This is a genomic window from Ornithinibacillus bavariensis (genome assembly GCF_018333235.1).
In the GTDB taxonomy this organism is placed as follows: Bacteria; Bacillota; Bacilli; order Bacillales; family Amphibacillaceae; genus Ornithinibacillus; species Ornithinibacillus bavariensis.
Window position 1 is genome coordinate 1 of the sequence record NZ_BORP01000007.1, and the last position, 21,424, is coordinate 21,424.

Below are 21,424 nucleotides of genomic sequence, written 5' to 3' on the forward strand. Positions count from 1 at the left end.
CTCCTCTCGTTTTTTAGATTTGGTTTGACGGCCATCTCTATTATACGATTGGAGATTCTTTTGTTACATCCCTAGAAGGTTTATTTTCACACAGGCATAGCCTGTGGTTTTAAAAGCATTAATAAAAGAACCACCGCAGCCCTGAATTGGGCTAGCGGTGGTCCACCTAACGATCCTCAAAAAATTTTCTATTTAATAAAATATACTCGTTTTCTTCTTCGGGAACTTCATCCTCCATATAGATTGCTTCTACAGGGCATACAGCCTCACAAGCACCACAATCAATACAAATATCTGGATCTATATAAAACATGTCTTTCCCTTCTTCTATACAATCCACAGGGCAAACTTCCACACACTCTGCGGCTTTTTCTGTTTTACAAGGCGAGGTTATAACAAATGCCATGTAAGACCCTCCTTTTGATAGTATAAGCAAGTTTCACTCCATAATATAGTAATTATACTACAAAACACGGCATAGTACTAAGCAAATATTACCAGGTTGTCCTTTTTATTTGCCATATGATTATCAATTTCATTACAAGCTTTATCGTTTAGATATTGTTCCATTTCAAAAAAGGGTTATTATGTTTTTTTACAGAGATACTAGTAGGTAGAATACTTACTAAGGGTGATCATGTTGGTTATATTCCTGATAATCGGAAGTATGATCCTACCAATACTAATGGTTGTTCTCTATAAAAAATGGAACTGGTTTCAACTATTATTTACAAGTGTGGCCATTATTTCCGTACTTATTGCTGGAAATATACTCACATTTGCAATTTATGATGTCATTAAACATGAGAAGGTTTTTATGACCACAATCCATGGAATATTTCTTAATCCTCTATTTCTCATCACAGGGGCATATTTAGGGGTATATGTAATATTTTCTTTACTTGAACAATTATTTAAAAACTGGTCTAAATAATTTTGTATGAAACATGTAAAAATGGAAAATATAACATTACATCCTATTAAGAAGAATAACGAACTTCTATAATTGGAGCTCGTACCTTAACGTATTAAGGAATTAAGTCTTCATTAACGAAGGTATTACCTAAAGTTTTTGTAAAACAGTTCTAGTTTTTAATCCTATTGTAAGGGATACCTTTACTTTTCACTATAAAAGGAAGGGAGGTTTTAGAATGAGTGTTATAAGTCGAATTGCTTTAGCACTAGTTATTATCGGTGCAATAAACTGGGGATTAATTGGTTTATTCCAATTTGATTTAGTTGCTGCAATATTTGGTGGTCAGGATTCTGCAATATCCAGAATTATTTATTCCCTTGTAGGACTAAGTGGCTTATGGTGTATTGGTCTTTTATTTAAGGATTTGCAAGAAAATGATTATGAGCCATCTCGGGCAACAAAAAATGGTCGAATGGCCTATGGAACAGAATTCTCTGAAGAAGATGATGTGACCACTTCGAGAGAGAGAAGGGATTAATTTCCTTTTTTAGGGAAGTTGAAATATTCCTTGTTTACTCATATGGATTAAAGAATAGAACGCTAGGAAGAAAATAGGAAAGACCCATTTCTATGTAATATGGGTCTTTCTTTTTCCTATATAACCCCTTGAGAAATCATTGCATCTGCAACTTTAACAAACCCAACAATATTAGCACCTGCAACAAGATTTCCCCTAACACTGTATTCGACCGAAGCTTCCATACACTGCTTAAATATATTCTTCATAATCGTCTGTAATTTTGAATCAACTTTTTCTAACGTCCAGGTGGTTCGAGAACTGTTCTGTGCCATTTCTAATGAGGATACTGCCACCCCACCTGCATTAGCAGCTTTCCCAGGAGCAAACAACACATTATGTTCTAAAAACTCGGCCATCGCATCATGTGTTGTCGGCATATTGGCTCCTTCTCCAACTGCTATTACACCATTTGCAATTAACAATTTAGCAGCCTGCTGGTTTAGTTCATTTTGCGTCGCACATGGTAAAGCAATGTCACAAGGTATTGACCAAATTCCGTCACATCCTTCTTTATAGCTAGCCGTAGGATGAATATGGATGTATTCTTTTATCCTTTTATTCTCGATCTCCTTTAAAAGCTTTACTGTTTCTATATTGATTCCATCTGGATCATATATATAGCCATTGGAATCACTACATGCTACAATCTTCGCTCCAAAGGCTTTAGCTTTTTCCATTGCATAAATGGAGACATTACCTGTACCAGATACAACAACCGTTTTATTTTCAAAGCTTTTACCATTTTCCTTTAGCATTTCTGCTACAAAATAAACCGTACCGTATCCAGTCGCCTCTTTACGTCCTAAGCTTCCTCCGAAGTTAATTCCTTTACCTGTTAATACACCAGCTTCATAGGCTCCTTTTATTTTTTTGTACTGACCAAACATGTAGCCAATTTCTCTAGCTCCAACACCAATATCCCCTGCTGGCACATCTAAATCAGGGCCTATAAATCTACTTAGCTCAGTCATGAAGCTTTGGCAAAACCGCATTATTTCCATATTGGTTTTACCTTTTGGATCAAAATCAGAACCACCTTTTCCGGCGCCTATTGATTGCCCAGTTAAAGAATTCTTAAAGATTTGTTCAAATCCTAAAAACTTTATAATACTTGTATTCACGGAAGGGTGGAACCTAAGACCGCCTTTATATGGACCGATAGCACTATTAAACTGGACGCGATATCCCCTGTTGACCTGTACAATACCTTCGTCATCGACCCATGGAACCCGAAAGGTTATCAATCGTTCTGGTTCTACTAAGCGATCAAGTACTCGATGTTTAATATAGGTTGGATGCTTCACAAGAACAGGTACTAATGAATCAAAAACCTCTCTTACGGCTTGGTGAAATTCGACTTCATTCGGATTACGTACTATTACTGTTTCGTATAGATGATTTAAATAGTTCCTTACATTCTCATTTTCTAGTTCTAAACCATACATATGTAATCAACTCCAATTCTACATAAAATAAAACGATATCGTATAATTTATAGAAACAAACTAATGGAATGAATATAGAAATATCTTTTATAATAGTTTTTTGTGGATATTTATAAACATTAGAAGTTAAGAGGAAGGAATACTTTTCGCAAGTTAAGGAATAGATTTACTTTTTGAAATATAAATTTCATTTTACCACATAAATTAGAAACTTCAAAATGATTTTTCGCATAGAAAAAGGTCGATATTAAAATCGACCTTTATATTATTATATCTCTTCAAAATAATCTTTACGAAATCCAGCAATACGATTGCTATTGTCAATAATGAAATAAAACTCGTCCGTTTCGTTTTTTACATCGTATACTTTTCCCGGTGTTAGCTTATTATCAACTACAAACTTTTTAGCATTTGCGTGAACACATTTTATTTGTTTTATGGTTGGATTACTTTCCCATTTTAAATGCATCATGATATGATATTATCTCCTTTTTTTATCTAGTTTACATATTAAAATTATGGTAAATTCATTTCCCTAGTCGAATAATCTTAATAAATTTCCATAGCCTTCTTCTTCCATTTTATGTTTAGGAACAAAACGCATAGCAGCTGAATTCATGCAATAGCGCAATCCTCCCTGATCCTTTGGACCATCATTAAATACATGACCTAAATGTGAATCGGCAGTCTTACTCCTAATTTCTGTACGTATCATCCCGTGTGATGTATCTAATTCCTCAACAATTTCATATGCATCAATTGGTTTTGTAAAGCTTGGCCACCCACACCCAGCATCATATTTGTCTTTGGAAGAAAAAAGTGGTTTTCCAGATACAATGTCGACATAAATACCTTCTTCTTCGTTATCCCAATATTCATTCTGGAAAGGGTGTTCCGTTCCTTTTTCCTGTGTAACATGATATTGAAGCGGAGTTAATTTTTTCTTTAAATCGGCTTTATCAATTTTCCAAGTATTTTTAATAAAGTCCTCCCTACCAGAACCTTTTTTATAAAGTCGATAATGAAACGATTGTTTTTTGTAATAATCCTGATGTCGTTCCTCAGCTTCATAAAATGGTTTGGCAGGAAGAATTTTGGTCGCAATAGGTTTTGAAAATTTTCCGCTATTCTCTAATACCTGTTTTGATTTTTCAGCTATCTGTCTTTGTTCCTCTGTATGATAAAAAATAGCGGTTTGATATGATTCTCCTCGATCATGAAATTGTCCACCTGAATCGGTGGGATCAATTTGTTGCCAAAATGATTCCACAAGCTTCTCATATGGCATTATCTCGGGATCAAAGGTAATTTGAACTGCTTCAACATGTCCTGTTGTATCAGAACATACTTCTTCATAGGTTGGATTTTCTACATGTCCACCAGTATAACCTGATATTACACTGTTGACTCCCGGTCTCGTGTCAAAAGGCTCGACCATACACCAAAAGCAACCACCAGCAAAGGTTGCTTTCTCTAAATTATTTGCCATGCTCATTACCTCCAAAAATTACTTGTATAGTTCATTCTTCAATTAATTAAGATAAAAATCAAGTCCTGTGCTCTTCATTAGATAAACAATTTTGGAGTTGATTCCCCATTCGTTGTACTTCTCTTTGGTGTTTTCTGTTCGTGCTGCCTATAAGTATTAGATTCACTGCTAGAATTTGATTCGAAACTATCTAGTATGTCGCTTTCTATACCAATATCTATACTCTCCTTATTACTGCTAGCTTCCTTAGTTTCATTATCATTATCATTTTCGGAATCAGAATCAGTATTCGTGCTTTCCATATTTTTAAATGCCTTCATCATTCGATACATTGCTGGTAGATTCCGAACCATAGGTCCGTATTGTTTGACAATTGGGGCGGCGGTATCTACAACTCGTAGAACTTGCTGTACGCTATTTAATGTTTTGGATATTCCGCCAAATCCTTTACTTGCCATCTGTCCAATATTTTGACTTTGATTCGATCCTAAAAAACGTTGAAGGATACCGCCTATATTACCTTGTGAAGGCATATTTTGAAATCCTCTATTTGGCATCATAAAATTACGGCCACTTGGACGAAGAAAATTTTGAGATTGTCTTGGTGGTGGGAATATCATTATACAGTCCCTCATTTCATTAGTATCTAGTTTATTGTACGTATTGATTCATGAAGGGTGTAGGCGAACGAAACAATAGCAATATGAAATAATTAGTTATATTTCCCGGGTAACCGCAGAAATCAACATAAATTTAGCGATATTGGGCGATTTTTAGCGAAATAAGAAATATCCTAAGATTTATTGGCTTATTTCTCTTCTATTTTCCAAAATTAAAGACTAAACTAGACCCTCTATGGGACGGTGTAATGGCTAATTTTGCATGTATTTCATTCTTTAGGGCGGGAACATGTGAAATAATACCAAGTAGTCGATTGCTTTCCTGTAGGTCCTTTAAGCAATCGATAGCTTGCTGTAAAGAAACGTCATCCAGTGTTCCAAAACCTTCGTCAATAAATAAAGTGTCAAGCTGCACTCCTCCCGCATGAGCTTGTACAACATCAGCAAGTCCTAAAGCCAAGCTTAAAGCAGCCTTAAACCCTTCCCCACCAGAAAGTGTTTTTACCGATCTAGTTATTCCTGTATGGTGATCCATTACCTCTAGATCGAGTCCACTTTGTGCGCCCCTTTTAGCAACTGCGCCGCTTCGAATAAGTTGATAGCGATGGTCTGTCATTCGATCAAGTCGAATGTTCGCCTGTAGTAAAATTTCATCCAAGAAGGAAGCCAATACATATCGTTCAAATGATAATCGTAAAGAATTATTTCCACTTGATAAATCTGCTAAGCTACCAACGACATAATAATCTGCATCTAAATTCTTCATTTTAGCTAAAATATCCTGTGTTTTATGCAAAATACCTTCATCATGCTTTAGTTTGTTACGAAGTGTTAGTAGTTTCTCGTGATATGAGCTTAACTCGTTTTTATGGTTTGAAACCTCCGCTTCAAGGTCCGTCAAATTCTCGCGTGCAGCAGAAGCTAATTGTTCCTGGAGCTGTGTTAGGCGATAGCGTATTTGACTCAGCTTATTATTATAATCATCGATCTCCAACTCGATTTCCCTCTGAAGCTCTAGTGGTAATTTAAATTGATAATATTCCTCAATTGTGTTAAACCCATAGTCTATTAGAGAATTTAGAAACCTCTCATACTGCATATCGTATTTTTTCTTTGTTTCTCTTTCAAATTTTTCTTGTTGTTCTAATACGGTTGTTTCTCGTTGCAGTGTCTCACTTATTTTTTCATAAGTTGACTTTAGCTGCTCCCATTCTTGGATAACTTTCTTATAGAGCTTCTCCTTCTCGGTCAATGTGTTTGAGAACGCTTCTGGATCTGTTAATTGTTCTGGTAACTGCTCTTGTAATTGCTCCCTAATCGTATCTGTTCGAATGAGTTCTTCGTTAACAGCTTTTAGATTATTTATGTTTAAATCAAACGTTTGTTTTAATTCACTATTCTTACTCTGTACTATTTTTCGTTCGAATTGAATAAACTCTATTTCTTTTTGTTTCTTTACAATCGCTTCTAACTTGTTTTTAATACTTTGGATTTCATGATCGACAGTTGTAAGTAAAACATCTATATCCTCTATCTTAAATTCTGGATAGATTCCTTGTATTTCAGCTTGAAGCTTGTCTACAAGACTTCGTTGTGTCTGACCATTTGTTTTATGGTCAACAAATTCACGTTGAATGGATTCAAACAATATTTCCTCTTGCTGAATTTGGAGCTTCAATTGGTCCATCTGCTCAAAATCATTTTCTATCGACTCATGTACTGCTTTATTTGGATGATGGGTCGATCCACACACTGGACATGGCTCACCTGTCACAAGCTGGTGTGCTAGAACGCTGGCAAATTGTTCCTTTTGCTGCAATTCTAAGACGGCATATTGTTCTTTTAACTGCTTCATTTTTTCTTGTTTTTCAATATACGTATTTTGAGCTAGCTTATATTGTCTTCTTAGTGCCTTAAGCTGATCTTCTTCAGCTCGAAGAACATGTAATTTATTTTGCAAATTCTCTTGGTTCTTAAGTGTTTCCTTTGTTTCATAATAGGACTTCGTTAGCACACTTTCGCTAGCTAGTTGTTTATCCATCGTAGATAGTTTAACTTCATTTTGTTGCATCTCTCTTTCAATTGCTAGGAGATTAGTATCCTCTTTTTCTTTCTCTTGTCTAAGATTATCTACTTTTTTTAATAACTGCAGGTAGTCGTTCACTTGTTCAAGCTGTTTTTTTGCTTTATTAATTTCTTCCTTTAAGCTTTCTCGCTCATGTTCTTTACTTAGAGCGTCCTGATACTTAGATTGTACCTCTGCAAAGTCATGTTTTAATTGTTTAACTTTGTCTGCTTGTCTCTGTAACAGACTAACTTGATTCTTCCATTCTTCTTTTCTAGCATTTGCCTGTTCTTCTAGAGGTAAAATTTGATCAGCAAGCTTAGCTAGCTTTAGTTTTTCTTTCTTTTCTGCTATAGAATCCTTCATTTTTTCCAGCTGTTCATATTGAACCTGTAATAGTTGCTGCTCTTTAAATTTCTCTTCAACCAAGCTCGCTTTTCTTAGCTTTTCCTCAGCAATCATTACTTTTTCTTGTTGTTTATTTTTAAGCTTCTCCTGTACCGCTTCAAGTTTTTTTGTCTCTTCGATTTCAACTGTCAACATTTCTATATAATTTTCATTTGTAGTATTTTCCTCAAATTCAACCCGCTGCCAGTCCACCTTGGAAAACTCATATTGAATATCGTTCTCTAGTTTTCTTAACTCTGCCTCTAATTCCTTAGACTTAGCTTTAAGCTCTTCAGTCACTTTTTCATAAAATTGAGTATGAAAAATTTTCTGCAGTATGGCTTCCCTTTCACGACTGTTTTCTGAGATTAATTTGCGAAATTCACCTTGAGGAATTAAAACCATTTTTCGAAATTGTTCATAATCAAAGCCTAATCTATCTTCAATCGCTTCATTAACATCCTTAATTCGCGAGGATAATAAATGCCTCTCTTCATCAACTATTTCGTAGAATTGTGCTTTAGCAGGTTCTTCCGTATACCCTTCTCCCCGCTCTTTTTTCTTTAATTGCTTTGGATTGCGAACAATTTCATACACTTTATTATTTAATGCAAATCGGAACTCTACTTCCGTTGGTTCATCAGTTGCAGCAAAATGACTTCTCAAGGAATCCTGATCCCGATCAGTTCCACTTGCTTTTCCATATAAGGCAAAACAGATCGCATCAAAAATAGTAGTCTTACCTGCACCAGTCGGACCTGTAATGAGGAAAATCGATTCATCACCTAGCTCTTCAAAATGGATTACCTGCTTGTCTAAATATGGTCCGAATGCTGTCATACTAAGCTTAAGTGCACGCATGCTATTCCCCTCTTTCCTTTGCTATTACACTAGAAATCGTTTTTTGAATATAGTTCATTCGCTTCTCATCGATATCTTCCTCGGTGATTTCCTTGTAAAATGAAGCGAAGAGTTCCATATGTGATTGGGTTTGTTTTTTTCTAATATGCTGTAAATCTAGCAAACTCTTCGTGGTTGAAAAGCCAACACGTTCCAATCGTAAAATATTAGGGTAGATTTTTCTTAGTTTGTACATTGGATCCATAATCTGACCTTTATCAAGTAGTCGTATATGCAAATAATCCTCTGGTGATTCAAGTGGCTGATTCAATAACTCTTCGAAGAATCCCTCTACTACTCGCATATCATGCTTTGGAATTAGCGGAATTGACTCTAGTTTACAATGACCCGTTCTATCTATTTCAACCATTGTTACCGATTTTTTGTGTGTGGATTCGGAAAAGGAATATTTTAAGATAGAACCACTATATCGAACGACATCACGCATAATACGCTGTGGCTGATGTAAATGTCCGAGTGCCACATAAACAAAATCATCAAAAAGACTGGCGTCTACATATGGTGTCCCACCTATCATGGAAAGTCGTTCTTCTGATTCTGACTCCATTCCACCTGCAACAAATGCATGTCCAACAAAAATATGACGATCATTCATGTTGTTATGTTCCTTTATATAGTTAGTTATTGCTTCCATTGCTGTTTGATGCGAATTTATTGTATTATCCTGGAAAAAAGCTCTCGCTTCAGCAGGTTCAATATATGGAACTAAATGAAAATAAACTGGTCCGTGTTCATCATAGAGGACAACTGGATTAAGACTTCTAGTAAGATTCGTTTCAATGTAAAGCTGTTGCGCGCGAAACATCTCTGTACCGAATTCTAATCTTTCCGGACTATCATGATTTCCTGAAATTGCAAGTACGGGTACATTTATATCTGTAACAAGGGTTGTTAATACTCGGTTTAGTAAATCAACTGCTTCTTTAGGAGGGACAGCACGATCGTATAGATCCCCTGCAATTACAACGCAATCTGGTTTCTCACTTCGTATAATATCCAATAATTGGTTTAGAATATATTCTTGTTCCTCTGTCATGTGAACACTGTTTACAATCTTACCTAAGTGCCAATCAGCTGTGTGCAGTATTTTCATCTATGTTTCCCCCTTGTGTATGCATGATTTTACTTTATTTTAACATGATTATAGTAACTTCAGTAGAAAGAAATCTTGAATAACAAACAAACGTTCGTATATAATAATAATGAGGTGATTCTCTTGATAAGTGACAGAGGCTCGATTAAATGGACTTCTTTAATGTTACCAGAGCATGTTGAACTGCTTAAGAAGATATGGAACGAGGATAAAAAAGTCGTTAAGCCAATGCTGGATGAACAAGAGCTGGAAACGATAAATAGACGTGTAATCGAAGCAAATCAAAACAATGAAGAGGTTCGTATTACGTACTTTGAAAGTGGAAAAATTATAGAGGTACAATGCATTATTTCTAAATTAGATCAATTAAATCAAGTTATAATACTTCAAGATTTAAATAAAGAAAAACATTACATCCCTTTCACTTCCATTTATTCTATCATATAAAAATGCTCTGGAAATTCCAGAGCATTAATCTTTTTCCTTCAACAAATACTGATCCCATAAGGCATCAAAAACAGCAATCGCATTTGTAAAAGGACTATTCCATTCCAGATAATCACTAATCTCGTGATACTCAGTAGAATGCTTCGGAAAGTTATGATCCTGAAACATCCAATCAGCTAATTTACTCTCATCATCTGGCTTCTTTTTTCCCCGATAAGTCATCATAAAATGATAAAAAGATCGCATATATACACCTCAAAAGCTTACAAAATTATGCCTCCATAAATTCTTGATGCTTTTCTTCTCTTTTACGATACACAGAACTAGACAATAAAATACTAATTTCATATAACAAAAAGAAAGGGATCGACACGACAATTGGCAAGAAAAAGTCTGGTGGTGTTACCATAGTGCTTATAATTACCAAAACAAAGTAAGCATATTTTCTAGTTTTCCGCATGAATCTTGGTGTTAGAATACCAAGACTTGTTAGGAACATAGCTATTATCGGTATTTCAAAGATAATAGCAAATGGTAACGTAACCCGGAATAAAAATTTAAAGTATTTTTCCGCGGTAAACATTTCGTTAAACATGCCATTATTTAACGATAATAAAAATGGCAAAATTAACTTAATAAACATAAAATAACCAACAACTAAACCGCCAAGAAATAAAAGAAAAATGGCAGGAATAAAAGCTAAGGATGCTCTTCGCTCCTTAGGGGTTAGTCCTGGTTTAATAAACATCCATAATTGAAACGCCAAGATTGGAATTGTACCTGCTATTGCGACAATCCCAGCAACTGTAATAGAGATCCAAACAATTTCTCCAACACCAATTAATGTTAATTTAAAATCAAAATCATTTAGAAAAAAATTCAAAATATCATCGACATAAATAAAACTGATGATAAAAAATGCAACAAAAAATACTGCTGATATTACTAGCCTATTTCGCAATTCAGATAGATGAGCAGTAAAATTCATTTCCTTTTCAGGGTTTTTTCGTACCATACTTTACACCTCAAGTGTTGCTAGACTTATGTATGACAAACAGAAAAGAAGATGCAAGGTTTAAAACCTTACACCTTTCTTAGTCGTTTTTTATCGTTGTATTCGTTTCTTTCGTAGGTTTTGCTTCCGTATCATCATCTGAAACAATTTCTTTTGCAGCGTTGCGAAACTCTCGTAACGAACTACCAAAGGCTTTTCCTATTTCAGGGAGTTTGGAAGGACCAAAAACTACCAACGCAACAATAAGAATTAAAATTAAACCTGGAATACCAATACTACTCATTCTCACTCACTCCAAAAGATTTTTAGTTGTCTTTTCCTTTGACGATGTCTTTTGTTTCTTTCATTTCTTCTGTTACATCTTCTGTTAAATCTTTCGTTGATTTTTTAAATTCACGTAGTGTTTGTCCAGCTGCTTTCCCGATTTCAGGAAGCTTTTTCGGACCAAAAATAACTAACGCAATGATAAGTATTAATATTAAACCTGGAATTCCAATGGTTGCCATGCTTACACCTTCTTCAATCGATTAAAGTAATTATAGTTTAAAAGCATTTGAAAAGATATGTAACCGTAAAAACTATCACAAAAAGTTCAAAAAGAATAAAGATGGTTCCTTTTAAACCATCTTTATTTTATCAGTTCTAGCCATGATATACAACTCCAAAGCAAATCACTTTATACGGTCATATTGAATAAAATAATAATCGTACGGATTTTTATCATCTCTTTTACCTTTGACCCGCGAAACTTCATTCCAATCTTCCAACGAAAAATCAGGAAAATAAATATCTCCTGCAAATTCCTCATCTATGAGAGTCACATACATCCGATCAGCGTATGGTAATATCTGTTCAAATAATCCGCCACCACCAATGACAAATATCTCGTCCTCTGGATGATCAGTACTCCACTCGAGAAAGGTATTCATATCATGAATTAGTTCTACACCCTCTGGAAGGCTGATTTCCTTCTTACTTAGAACAACATTTCTCCGATTAGGTAGTGCTCGTCCAATAGAATCAAATGTTTTTCTACCCATAATAATTGTGTGGCCTGTTGTTTTTTCCTTAAAAAACTTCAAGTCATTCGGTAAATGCCAGGGTAAATCATTGTTTGCACCTATTAATCGATTACGATCCATCGCAAATAATAATGAAATCATATAATCCTCCTTATACTGCAATTGGAGCTTTAATGGTAGGATGTGGATCATACCCAACTATTTCAAAATCAGATAGCTCAAAGTCAAAGATGGATTTTTTGTTCTGATTTAAACGAAGCTGCGGTAAAGCTCTAATATTTCTTTCTAATTGAATATTTACTTGTTCTACATGGTTTTGATAGATATGTGCATCCCCTAGTGTATGAACAAATTCACCTACATCAAGACCTGTTTCGTGTGCAATTAAATGTGTTAATAATGCATAGCTTGCAATATTAAAAGGCACACCTAAAAAAACATCTGCACTACGTTGATATAGCTGACATGATAGTTTACCATCAGCAACATAGAACTGGAACAGCGTATGACAAGGTGGTAAAGCCATGTTTGGCACATCCTCTGGGTTCCATGCCGATACGATATGTCTTCGAGAGTTCGGATTATGACGAATAGAATCGATTACATCCTTTAGCTGATCAATTGTTTCATGTTGGGATGTCTTCCAGTCTCGCCATTGCTTGCCATAAACAAACCCAAGATCACCGTATTTATTAGCAAACTCATCATCTGCTAAAACCGACTTCTTAAATATCTCCATTTGCTCTTCATATTGCTCATTAAATGTTGCATCCGTTTGACTTCGATTACCAAAGTCAGTCATATCTGGGCCAGTGTACTCATCACTTTCCACCCATTTCTTAAATGCCCATTCATTCCATATATTATTATTATTTTCTAATAGATAACGAATGTTTGTGTCCCCTTTAATAAACCAAAGTAGCTCACTTGCGACTAATCGGAATGGTACTCTCTTCGTTGTCAATAACGGAAATCCTTCCGATAAATCAAAACGCATTTGGTGGCCAAAAATGGAATAAGTTCCAGTATTCGTTCGGTCATCTCGTTTTGTACCATTTGATAAAATTGTTTTGCAAAGGTCTAGGTATGCTTGTTCTCCTTTTACCACTATATTCTCCCCCATAGTAAAATTATTTTATTTCATTGTAACATAAATCTTGTAACATAATCGTAATTCATAAATCAATTAATTTAACAATAAAACTAGTTAACAAGAGTCCAACTTTGAAAGGGGATTTTTTGCATGTTGAATGGTACGGTGGAAAGTATCGCAAAAAACACACTTTTGTATAGCTTCGTATTAAGCCAACCATTTGCCGTATATGCAGGAGCCTATCCAATATTTGAAAATAAAACACTATTAGAAGCGAAAGAATTGAATTATGGTGATCACGGTGAAGCAGTTAGAATCTTGCAATTTAAATTAAATGAGCTTTCCTATTACAATGACAAGGTTGATGGTGAACTAGGTGTTTTAACAGAGCATGCGATAAAAAAGTTTCAACGAGACCATAACATAACTATTTCTGGGCAAGCAGACAAAGAAACTATCTACGCTTTAATTGAAGTTGACATTGATAATCATTTAAAACGTTTAGAAAGGTTATCTGGATCAGTATATCCTGGATTACGGGGCGAGGATGTAAAGATTGTTCAAGAATCCCTTCAGTACTTCGGTTACTATGAAGGCGAAATTGACGGTATTTACGGACCATTAACGAAAAAGGCAGTCGAAATTGCTGAAGAACGACATAACATAGATTTTTTAGATGAAGCACCAAAACAATCCTTGTCTACGATGTATGAATCACAGAAGCAAACCTCTACTATACCAAATACCAAACAATCTAATGTAAAATCTGTATCTGTAAAAAGCAATTATTCCTCTATTATTCAAACTGCATATGCATACATTGGTACTCCTTATGTTTGGGGTGGTACATCACCTGGAGGCTTTGATTGCAGTGGATTTTTAAATTATGTGTATAGTGTGAATGGTATCACTATCCCGAGAACTGTTAGCGACATCTGGAACTATGCCCAACCAGTAAACTCGTTATCTGTTGGAGATATCGTCTTTTATCAAACCTATAAACCAGGTCCCTCTCATGCCGGTATTTACCTAGGTAATGGCCAATTTATTCATGCAGGAAATAATGGTGTGGAGATTAGTAATATGGGTGAAGCATATTGGCAACAGCGGTACTTAGGGGCAAAGAAAATTGGCGGTTAAATACTTATTAGATATATGAAATGAAACGAAAGCAAGTAATTATTTTGCACATTACTTGCTTTCGTTCTTTAGTTCCACTCTTCGAAAAACTGTTCTAAATACAATTCAACAAATGCATGCCTCTTACTTGCCAATCTTTTCGCAGCTTCTGTATGGAGTGTATCCTTTAAGGTCAAGATTTTATCATAAAAATGCTGGACAGAGGTTCCTTCCTTCTTCTCTTCATGATAAATTAATCGACCCTTGGATCCACCGTATGCAAACGTTCTGGCAATACCAATTGCGCCTATTGCATCTATTCGATCCGCATCTTGAATAATCTTACCTTCTATACTGGAAGGAATTTTCCCCTTACTAAATGATACATTAACTATCGCTTCATGAATTGCTAAAATCTGTTCTTCTGATAAATGAATGGACCTTAGAAATTCGTCCATCTTTGCCAAAGCTGCCATCGGATCTTGGAACAATTTATGATCACCAACATCATGTAGCCATGCACCGGTAATACTGATAAACTGATCCGCCTTCTCCTCCTTAGCAATATCCTCAGCAAGTCTTGCCACACGTTTTAAATGGAAAAAGTCATGTCCGCTTGAATCCTTTCCAAAAAGCTCCTGACAATACGCTTGAATGGCTTCTAATTGCTGATCTTGACTCATTTAAAATAACCCTACAATCTTACCATCTTCTGTTACATCCATTTTTAGCGCAGCAGGACTTTTCGGTAAACCAGGCATTGTCATGATATCACCAGTGAGAGCGACAATGAAACCAGCACCTATTGACGGACGAAGCTCGCGAATTGTTATGGTAAAGCCTTTGGGACGACCTAAAAGTGCTGGATTATCAGAGAGCGAATATTGGGTTTTCGCCATACAGACCGGTAGCTCTCCCCAACCTTGTTTCTCAAAAAATGCTAGCTGTTTTTTGGCTTTAGAAGAAAACTCAACCCCGTCTGCACCATATACAGTTCGAGCAATCTTAGTCATTTTTATTTCTAACGAATCCTCTAATTCATAGACTCGCTTAAAGCTCTTTTCCCCTTTTTCAATCGTTTGAACAACTTTTTGTGCAAGTTCAATTCCGCCCTCTCCGCCTTTTGCCCAAACATCTGTCATTGCAACTGTGTAGCCTCTTTGCTCACACCAAGCTTCAATGGCGTTAACTTCATTTACTGTATCTGTAGGAAATTTATTAATCGCAACAACAAAAGGTAGTCCAAAATATTGAATTGTTTCAATATGCTTTTGCAGATTTTCCATTCCAGCTCTCAATGCTTCTAAGTTCTCTTCTGTTAGGTTGTTCTTAGGAACCCCACCATGCATTTTTAAAGCTCGAACTGTTGCAACAATGACTACTGCATCTGTGTCAATATTTCCAGCTCTAGTCTTAATATCTAGAAACTTTTCAGCACCTAAATCTGCTCCAAACCCTGCTTCGGTTACAACGTATTCACCTAGTTTTACTGCTGTTTTCGTGGCAATAATACTATTACATCCATGAGCGATATTCGCAAATGGTCCACCATGGATAATGGCTGGTGTATTTTCAATTGTTTGAACAAGATTCGGCTTAATTGCATCTTTCAGTAATAGCGTCAAGGCACCTTCCACTTTTAAGTCGCGAACATAAACCGGCTCTTCCTGATAGGTATAGCCAATCATTATATTGGAAATCCGCTTTTTAAGATCCTGTAAATCAGTTGCTAAACAGAGAATCGCCATGATTTCTGATGCAACAGTTATATTGAAACCATCCTCTCTAGGGACACCACGTAAAGGTCCACCAAGACCAATAACAATTTGTCTAAGTGCTCGGTCGTTCATATCCATTACGCGCTTAAATTCAATTCTTCTAGGATCAATACCTAATTCATTACCTTGATGAATATGGTTGTCTATCATGGCTGCCAATGCATTATTTGCACTTGTGATAGCATGTAAATCCCCTGTAAAATGGAGATTAATGTCTTCCATTGGCAAAACTTGTGAGTATCCTCCCCCGGCTGCACCACCTTTAATTCCCATAACAGGTCCAAGCGAAGGCTCTCTAAGTGCAATCACCGCTTTTTTGCCTATTTTATTTAGGGCTTGTCCAAGTCCTACCGTTACAGTAGACTTTCCTTCTCCCGCTGGTGTAGGACTAATTGCTGTAACAAGAATAACCTTTCCATTTGGATTATCTGCTAATTTCTCCAATAATTTGTCGGAAAGTTTTGCTTTTGTATGGCCGTATGGCTCCCAATCCGCTTCCGCAAGATTTAAACCCTCAGCAATTTCTTTTATTGGTTTTAATCTTGCTTCTTGTGCTATTTCAATATCCGTTTTCACCATGTCAATTCCTCCTCCCATTACCGAAACATTTTTAAAAAAATGATACATATTTTTACCCTAACATTACACAATAAGATTATACAACGATTGCCAACAAAACAACAGAAAGTATTGGATTATTCTGTACAATATACCCAATAATCTTGACTGGCAATGTAAAATAAGCTATAGTTGACACAAGCAAAGAGGATTTATGGATCATTAAAATTGGTAACTTCGACATGAAAGAAGTAGGATGCTTTATGATCCAAACTTTCGTCTTAGTTGCCTTTTTTTGATACTCATTTTTCTAATTTGTATTAACACGTTTTACGTGAAAGTTTTTAGGAGGTCTATTTACATGGAAAACGGAGTAGTAAAGTGGTTTAATGCAGAAAAAGGCTATGGATTTATTTCTGTTGAAGGTGGAAATGATGTATTTGTTCACTTTTCAGCGATCCAAGGAGAAGGCTTTAAAACATTAGAAGAAGGTCAAGAAGTATCATTTGAAATTGTGGAAGGCGAACGTGGTCCACAAGCAGCAAACGTAGTTAAAAAATAACCATATAGACAAAACGGTAATCCCTTTTGATTACCGTTTTTTTTTGAACAATAAACATAGCCCCGCTTCAGTAGCGAGGCTATGTTTATTGTTAGAGCTTTGACAGAGATGCAAGTGCTTTCTCCTCTGCAGGTATCCGAATCCGTAATAAAAGAATATGAAGAATTGGAAATACGATAGCAGTGATATACGCTCCAAATAACATTGGGATAACAAATAGCTCAACGGCAACAATAATGTAGTTTGGATGCTTTACATATTTATATGGTCCCTTTCTTATTAAGGAAACACGGGGTAATACAATGATCTTGGTATTCCAAAAACGACCTAAGGAAGAAATACACCAAATACGTGCAAGCTGAGCAGCGAAAAACACGAGAAAGTAGATATAATTAAAGGAAATTTCTTGATTATCAAGCTTAGCAATTGTTTCTAGAAAAAGACTAATAAAAAATAGAAGATGTAAATAGATAAACCATTTATAATGCTCACTTCCTGCTTCAATACCACCTCTTGCTTTCATCCATTTTTCATTGTTTTTAGCGATAACTAGCTCAATTATTCTCTGGCCAATAATCAACAGTATCAATATCCACATCCATATTTGCATTATTTATCCCACTCCACCAGTATTATTTCTGAACTAAAGCCAGGTCCTAAAGCACATACAATACCCTTGTCCCCACTTTTCATATCCTCTTTTAGCCATCTTTGCAGTACGTACTGAACTGTCGCAGATGACATATTTCCGTGATCATTTAATACTTTCTCAGAATACTTTAGCTTTTCCGGATGAATATGTAGTGATTGCTTCATCGCGTCCAATACTTTTTTACCACCAGGGTGGGCAATGAAGCCTTTGATATCTTCTATTTCTACTTGCTCAACTTCCATAAAACTCAGCATATGGTCCTTCCAAATCGTTTCAACAAGTGCAGGAATGCTTTTAGAAAAGACGACTTCAAAGCCTGAGTTAACAACACCCCACCCCATCACATCGGTACTGTCTTTCTTGGTATAGGAGCTGTAGCTTTTAATCATTGGTAATAATTTATTTTGTTCTTCCCGATACTTAGATTTCTCTCCTATAAGTAATACCGCACTAATTCCATCCCCAAATAATGCAGTTCCAATTATATTACTTTTCTTATGGTCGCCACGTTGGAAGGTTAAGCTACAAATCTCACAGTTCACAAGTAATGCTGTTTTTTCTGGATTTGCTTTTAACCAATTATGAACTCGTGATAGACCGATGGCACCACCTGCACAACCTAACCCCCAGAGCGGCATCCGTTCTACATTACGGCGAAATGGCCGTTTATTCATTAGGAAAGTATCAATAGAGGGTGTTGATACTCCCGTACTTGAGACAAATACTAGCATATCTATTTCATCGTAATTTATTGTAGTTTGTTCTAAGCAATGATCCATCGCCTCTAGGGAGTATTGAATTGCAAGCTGATGATATAATCTATTCCGTTCTTCAAAGCTATGCTCCGATAAAAACCATTCCTCTGGCACAACAAGCTGCCTGTGTTTAATAGCAGCATTATCAAATACTGGTAACAGCCTTTCAATTACTCTTTCCGAATAACTGAATATATGCTGAACTAAATCTTTTACCCTTGTCTGTGATATTTCATATTTTGGAATTCCTGTTCCAACCGAACGTATTATCGCCATCTTCTCACCTTAATCAGAAACAATATTAGAGTTAGTTTGTTGCCGTTTTCATAATTTATTACGTTTTTTTACATATTTCTGCCACAATATTTACCACGGAATTTTCCAAAAACCAAGAAACACCTAGCTTTATCGCCACTATTGAACATTATTTGAACGATGCATTTGCAATATTTTCAAGAGAAAAAAATTGTGTATGATGAAGGTGCAAGAACTAATTCATTGCAAAAGGAGGCTAATTCTCATGAGTAATGATGAGAAGAAAAAAGCGAACCACAACGAAGAGAAATCAGATTTAAAGGGCACATTTGTTTCTGTCATGATTTTAGGTGTATTTTTAGTTATTAGCTGGATTGGTGCCTTTACATTATTTCTCTCAAGGTAGATTTATTAAAAGGAGTGTGAGTGGACAATGCATTTGCATAAGTATGAAAAAATTTGGCTGACATTTGGAATTGGCGCTTTAGTTATTTTCTTAATTGTTCTAGGTTATGGTGCCTTCTACAAAGGGACACATCCACAAAGTCACGGAGTTACTATTGATCAAAATAACATCGAATCTAATGAAGCATTTAAACCAGAGAACCTTGGTTTAACAAAAGTGGATGATGATAAGTACATCATCAATATTGCCGCTAGTGCTTTTAATTATGATCTAGGAAAAGATGAGGAAGGAAATGTAGTCAAACATATTCGAATTCCTAAAGGCTCCAAAGTATTATTTCAGGCCACGTCAAAAGATGTAATTCATGGATTTAATGTCGCTGGAACGAATGTAAATATGATGGTAGAACCGGGCTACATTAGTAGCTTAGAAGTCGCTATGAATAAACCAGGGACGTATACAATTGTTTGTAACGAATATTGTGGAGTTGGACATCATTTGATGTATGCCACTTTGGAGGTGTATGAATAATGGAACTGGCAAAAAAAATGAAGGAAACAAAATTAACTCAAGAATTACCAATTTCAAAACAGGAATCTAAGCTTTATATGTCTTATATTTCTGTAGCATTTATTGCCTTATTAATTGGTGGATTAATGGGATTGCTTCAGGTGTTTGTACGATCTGGAAAATTCACCCTACCTTTTGGAATTGATTATTATCAAGTACTTACCGTGCACGGTGTTATCTTAGGTCTTGTCTTAACAACATACTTTATCATCGGTTTTCATTTTTCATTGATGGGTAAAACTGTTGGTATTTCCCTTAAACAACGTAGAGTAGCTTGGGTAGCATTTTGGATTATGGTAATGGGTACCATTATGACAGCGACGACTATTCTATTAGGGGAAGCAAGTGTTCTATATACGTTTTATGCACCGTTACGTGCACATCCAGCATTTTATATTGGCCTTGCACTTGTTATTATAGGTAGCTGGATAGCTGGTTTTGTAAACTGGAGTCAATTAGCCGTTTGGAAAAAAGCACATCGTGGTGAGAAGTCACCTTTACTTGCATTCATGGTAACAATCAATACTCTATTATGGTTTATTGCCTCTCTAGGTGTTGCAGTTGCAGTTTTAGTACAATTTATCCCATGGTCTCTTGGCTATGCAGAAACCATAAATGTATTATTAAGTAGAACACTATTCTGGTACTTTGGACACCCGCTAGTATATTTCTGGTTGTTACCTGCTTATATGGCATGGTATGCAATAATCCCTAAAATTATCGGCGGAAAAATCTTTAGTGATTCTTTAGCTAGATTGTCATTTGTATTATTCTTATTCTTCTCCATTCCAGTTGGATTTCACCACCAGTTAACAGAGCCTGGTATTGATTCAACCTGGAAATTCATTCAAGTAGTATTAACATTTATGGTAATAATCCCAAGTTTAATGACTGCATTTTCATTGTTTGCAACGTTTGAAACTACTGGTCGTAGAAAAGGTGGAAAAGGATTATTTGGATGGTTTAAGAAGTTACCATGGAAGGATGTACGCTTCCTAGCTCCATTTATTGGTATGCTAGCCTTCATCCCCGGTGGTGCTGGCGGTATTATCAACGCTTCACACCAAATGAATGCTGTTGTTCACAATACCATTTGGGTTACAGGACATTTCCATTTAACCGTTGCAACAACTGTTATGTTGACTTTCTTTGGTATTAGCTACTGGCTGATTCCTCATTTAAGAGGGAGAAAACTCACTCCAAAACTAAATCGCCTTGGTATTATCCAAGCAATCATTTGGACAGTTGGTATGGCAATAATGTCTGGAGCAATGCATATTGAAGGTCTATTAGGAGGACCTAGACGTTCTTCATTCTCTGAATATGGTGGAGGAGAGCAGGTTCATGCATGGATTGGCTATCAAATGGCTCAAGCTATTGGAGGAACGATATTATTTATTGGTATCATCTTAATGGTTTTCATCTTTATTAAATTAACATTCTTTGCACCAAAGGGTGAAGAAGATTTCCCTATCGCATCAGAGGAAGAAGATGCAGAACCAACCCCACCTTGGTTTGAGAACTGGAAGCTCTGGATTGGTATTACTGTTGTATTAATTTTAGCGGCTTACTCAGTTCCCGTAATGGACATTATCCAACATTCTCCTGTAGGATCTGCTCCATTCGATTGGCCAATCGGAAGGTAAAAAGTAACCCTAAAAAGGACTGCTTTATTG

The 21,424-nt window shown here is 35.9% G+C and carries 25 protein-coding genes; 8 read left to right on the plus strand and 17 right to left on the minus strand.

Annotated elements, in window-relative coordinates; all coding sequences use genetic code 11:
- Positions 1-166 precede the first annotated feature (166 nt).
- Positions 167-406 (minus strand): ferredoxin family protein, encoded by a 240-nt coding sequence (locus KI338_RS15120; protein WP_212921864.1) that lies wholly within the window; start codon positions 404-406, stop codon positions 167-169.
- A 231-nt stretch (positions 407-637) separates the two neighbouring features.
- Between KI338_RS15120 and KI338_RS15125 the strand changes: the two genes are divergently transcribed.
- Both KI338_RS15125 and KI338_RS15130 read left to right on the plus strand, forming a co-directional pair.
- The gene (locus KI338_RS15125) at positions 638-934 is read left to right on the plus strand and encodes a transposase (RefSeq protein ID WP_244853674.1); all 297 of its coding nucleotides are present in this window, start codon (positions 638-640) and stop codon (positions 932-934) included.
- 217 nt (positions 935-1,151) lie between these two features.
- The gene (locus tag KI338_RS15130) at positions 1,152-1,454 is read left to right on the plus strand and encodes a DUF378 domain-containing protein (RefSeq protein ID WP_212921865.1); all 303 of its coding nucleotides are present in this window, start codon (positions 1,152-1,154) and stop codon (positions 1,452-1,454) included.
- A 116-nt stretch (positions 1,455-1,570) separates the two neighbouring features.
- Here the strand turns inward: KI338_RS15130 and gdhA are convergent, their stop codons facing one another.
- From gdhA to KI338_RS15160, 6 genes are all read right to left on the minus strand, one after another.
- Positions 1,571-2,941 (minus strand): NADP-specific glutamate dehydrogenase, encoded by a 1,371-nt coding sequence (gene gdhA, locus KI338_RS15135; protein WP_212921866.1) that lies wholly within the window; start codon positions 2,939-2,941, stop codon positions 1,571-1,573.
- A 268-nt stretch (positions 2,942-3,209) separates the two neighbouring features.
- Positions 3,210-3,413: a DUF6501 family protein gene (locus KI338_RS15140; RefSeq protein WP_212921867.1), complete on the minus strand. Its 204-nt coding sequence runs from the start codon at positions 3,411-3,413 to the stop codon at positions 3,210-3,212.
- A 63-nt stretch (positions 3,414-3,476) separates the two neighbouring features.
- Complete coding sequence (gene msrB / locus KI338_RS15145; protein ID WP_212921868.1) at positions 3,477-4,430, minus strand: peptide-methionine (R)-S-oxide reductase MsrB; 954 nt, start codon at positions 4,428-4,430, stop codon at positions 3,477-3,479.
- Positions 4,431-4,507: 77 nt separating this feature from the next.
- The gene (gene vrrA, locus KI338_RS15150) at positions 4,508-5,050 is read right to left on the minus strand and encodes a VrrA/YqfQ family protein (RefSeq protein WP_212921869.1); all 543 of its coding nucleotides are present in this window, start codon (positions 5,048-5,050) and stop codon (positions 4,508-4,510) included.
- Positions 5,051-5,249: 199 nt separating this feature from the next.
- A complete protein-coding gene (locus tag KI338_RS15155) occupies positions 5,250-8,363 on the minus strand; it encodes an AAA family ATPase (protein WP_212921870.1) in 3,114 nt (1,037 codons plus the stop codon).
- Position 8,364: 1 nt separating this feature from the next.
- Entirely contained in the window at positions 8,365-9,516 is a 1,152-nt protein-coding gene (locus tag KI338_RS15160; protein WP_212921871.1) for an exonuclease SbcCD subunit D, read from the minus strand.
- A gap of 123 nt (positions 9,517-9,639) precedes the next feature.
- On the opposite strand from KI338_RS15160, the gene KI338_RS15165 reads away from it, so the two are divergent.
- Positions 9,640-9,963, plus strand: a complete 324-nt coding sequence (locus KI338_RS15165) for a YolD-like family protein (RefSeq protein WP_212921872.1) — start codon at positions 9,640-9,642, stop codon at positions 9,961-9,963.
- Positions 9,964-9,987: 24 nt separating this feature from the next.
- On the opposite strand, the gene KI338_RS15170 is transcribed toward KI338_RS15165, so the two are convergent.
- From KI338_RS15170 to KI338_RS15195, 6 genes are all read right to left on the minus strand, one after another.
- Positions 9,988-10,209, minus strand: a complete 222-nt coding sequence (locus KI338_RS15170; protein ID WP_212921873.1) for a YozE family protein — start codon at positions 10,207-10,209, stop codon at positions 9,988-9,990.
- 25 nt (positions 10,210-10,234) lie between these two features.
- Complete coding sequence (gene tatC, locus KI338_RS15175) at positions 10,235-10,978, minus strand: twin-arginine translocase subunit TatC (protein ID WP_212921874.1); 744 nt, start codon at positions 10,976-10,978, stop codon at positions 10,235-10,237.
- A gap of 79 nt (positions 10,979-11,057) precedes the next feature.
- Positions 11,058-11,261, minus strand: a complete 204-nt coding sequence (locus KI338_RS15180; RefSeq protein WP_212921875.1) for a twin-arginine translocase TatA/TatE family subunit — start codon at positions 11,259-11,261, stop codon at positions 11,058-11,060.
- A gap of 22 nt (positions 11,262-11,283) precedes the next feature.
- The gene (tatA, locus tag KI338_RS15185; protein WP_212921876.1) at positions 11,284-11,484 is read right to left on the minus strand and encodes a twin-arginine translocase TatA/TatE family subunit; all 201 of its coding nucleotides are present in this window, start codon (positions 11,482-11,484) and stop codon (positions 11,284-11,286) included.
- Between the two features lie 165 nt (positions 11,485-11,649).
- The gene (locus KI338_RS15190) at positions 11,650-12,141 is read right to left on the minus strand and encodes a dihydrofolate reductase (protein ID WP_212921877.1); all 492 of its coding nucleotides are present in this window, start codon (positions 12,139-12,141) and stop codon (positions 11,650-11,652) included.
- Positions 12,142-12,151: 10 nt separating this feature from the next.
- On the minus strand, positions 12,152-13,108 hold the full coding sequence (locus tag KI338_RS15195; protein WP_244853677.1) for a thymidylate synthase: 957 nt from the start codon (positions 13,106-13,108) through the stop codon (positions 12,152-12,154).
- A gap of 135 nt (positions 13,109-13,243) precedes the next feature.
- On the opposite strand from KI338_RS15195, the gene KI338_RS15200 reads away from it, so the two are divergent.
- The gene (locus tag KI338_RS15200; protein ID WP_212921879.1) at positions 13,244-14,233 is read left to right on the plus strand and encodes a C40 family peptidase; all 990 of its coding nucleotides are present in this window, start codon (positions 13,244-13,246) and stop codon (positions 14,231-14,233) included.
- Between the two features lie 68 nt (positions 14,234-14,301).
- Here the strand turns inward: KI338_RS15200 and KI338_RS15205 are convergent, their stop codons facing one another.
- Both KI338_RS15205 and KI338_RS15210 read right to left on the minus strand, forming a co-directional pair.
- Complete coding sequence (locus tag KI338_RS15205; protein ID WP_212921880.1) at positions 14,302-14,895, minus strand: HD domain-containing protein; 594 nt, start codon at positions 14,893-14,895, stop codon at positions 14,302-14,304.
- Positions 14,896-16,569 (minus strand): formate--tetrahydrofolate ligase, encoded by a 1,674-nt coding sequence (locus KI338_RS15210; protein ID WP_244853679.1) that lies wholly within the window; start codon positions 16,567-16,569, stop codon positions 14,896-14,898.
- A gap of 340 nt (positions 16,570-16,909) precedes the next feature.
- Here KI338_RS15210 and cspD point away from each other — a divergent pair, with 340 nt between their 5' ends.
- A complete protein-coding gene (gene cspD, locus KI338_RS15215; protein ID WP_212921881.1) occupies positions 16,910-17,110 on the plus strand; it encodes a cold-shock protein CspD in 201 nt (66 codons plus the stop codon).
- 91 nt (positions 17,111-17,201) lie between these two features.
- Here cspD and KI338_RS15220 read toward each other — a convergent pair whose 3' ends face one another.
- The gene (locus KI338_RS15220; protein WP_212921882.1) at positions 17,202-17,720 is read right to left on the minus strand and encodes an isoprenylcysteine carboxyl methyltransferase family protein; all 519 of its coding nucleotides are present in this window, start codon (positions 17,718-17,720) and stop codon (positions 17,202-17,204) included.
- Positions 17,720-18,793, minus strand: a complete 1,074-nt coding sequence (locus tag KI338_RS15225) for a type III polyketide synthase (protein WP_212921883.1) — start codon at positions 18,791-18,793, stop codon at positions 17,720-17,722. Before KI338_RS15225 ends, KI338_RS15220 begins: the two co-directional genes overlap by 1 nt.
- 244 nt (positions 18,794-19,037) lie before the next feature.
- Between KI338_RS15225 and KI338_RS15230 the strand changes: the two genes are divergently transcribed.
- Genes KI338_RS15230 through KI338_RS15240 form a run of 3 tightly spaced genes read left to right on the plus strand, consistent with a single transcriptional unit; the run spans position 19,038 to position 21,394 of the window.
- A complete protein-coding gene (locus KI338_RS15230) occupies positions 19,038-19,178 on the plus strand; it encodes a cytochrome c oxidase subunit 2A (protein ID WP_212921884.1) in 141 nt (46 codons plus the stop codon).
- 27 nt (positions 19,179-19,205) lie between these two features.
- Positions 19,206-19,709, plus strand: coding sequence for a cytochrome c oxidase subunit II (locus tag KI338_RS15235; RefSeq protein WP_212921885.1), 504 nt, complete (start codon positions 19,206-19,208; stop codon positions 19,707-19,709).
- Between the two features lie 17 nt (positions 19,710-19,726).
- Complete coding sequence (locus KI338_RS15240) at positions 19,727-21,394, plus strand: b(o/a)3-type cytochrome-c oxidase subunit 1 (RefSeq protein WP_373306355.1); 1,668 nt, start codon at positions 19,727-19,729, stop codon at positions 21,392-21,394.
- Positions 21,395-21,424 lie beyond the last annotated feature (30 nt).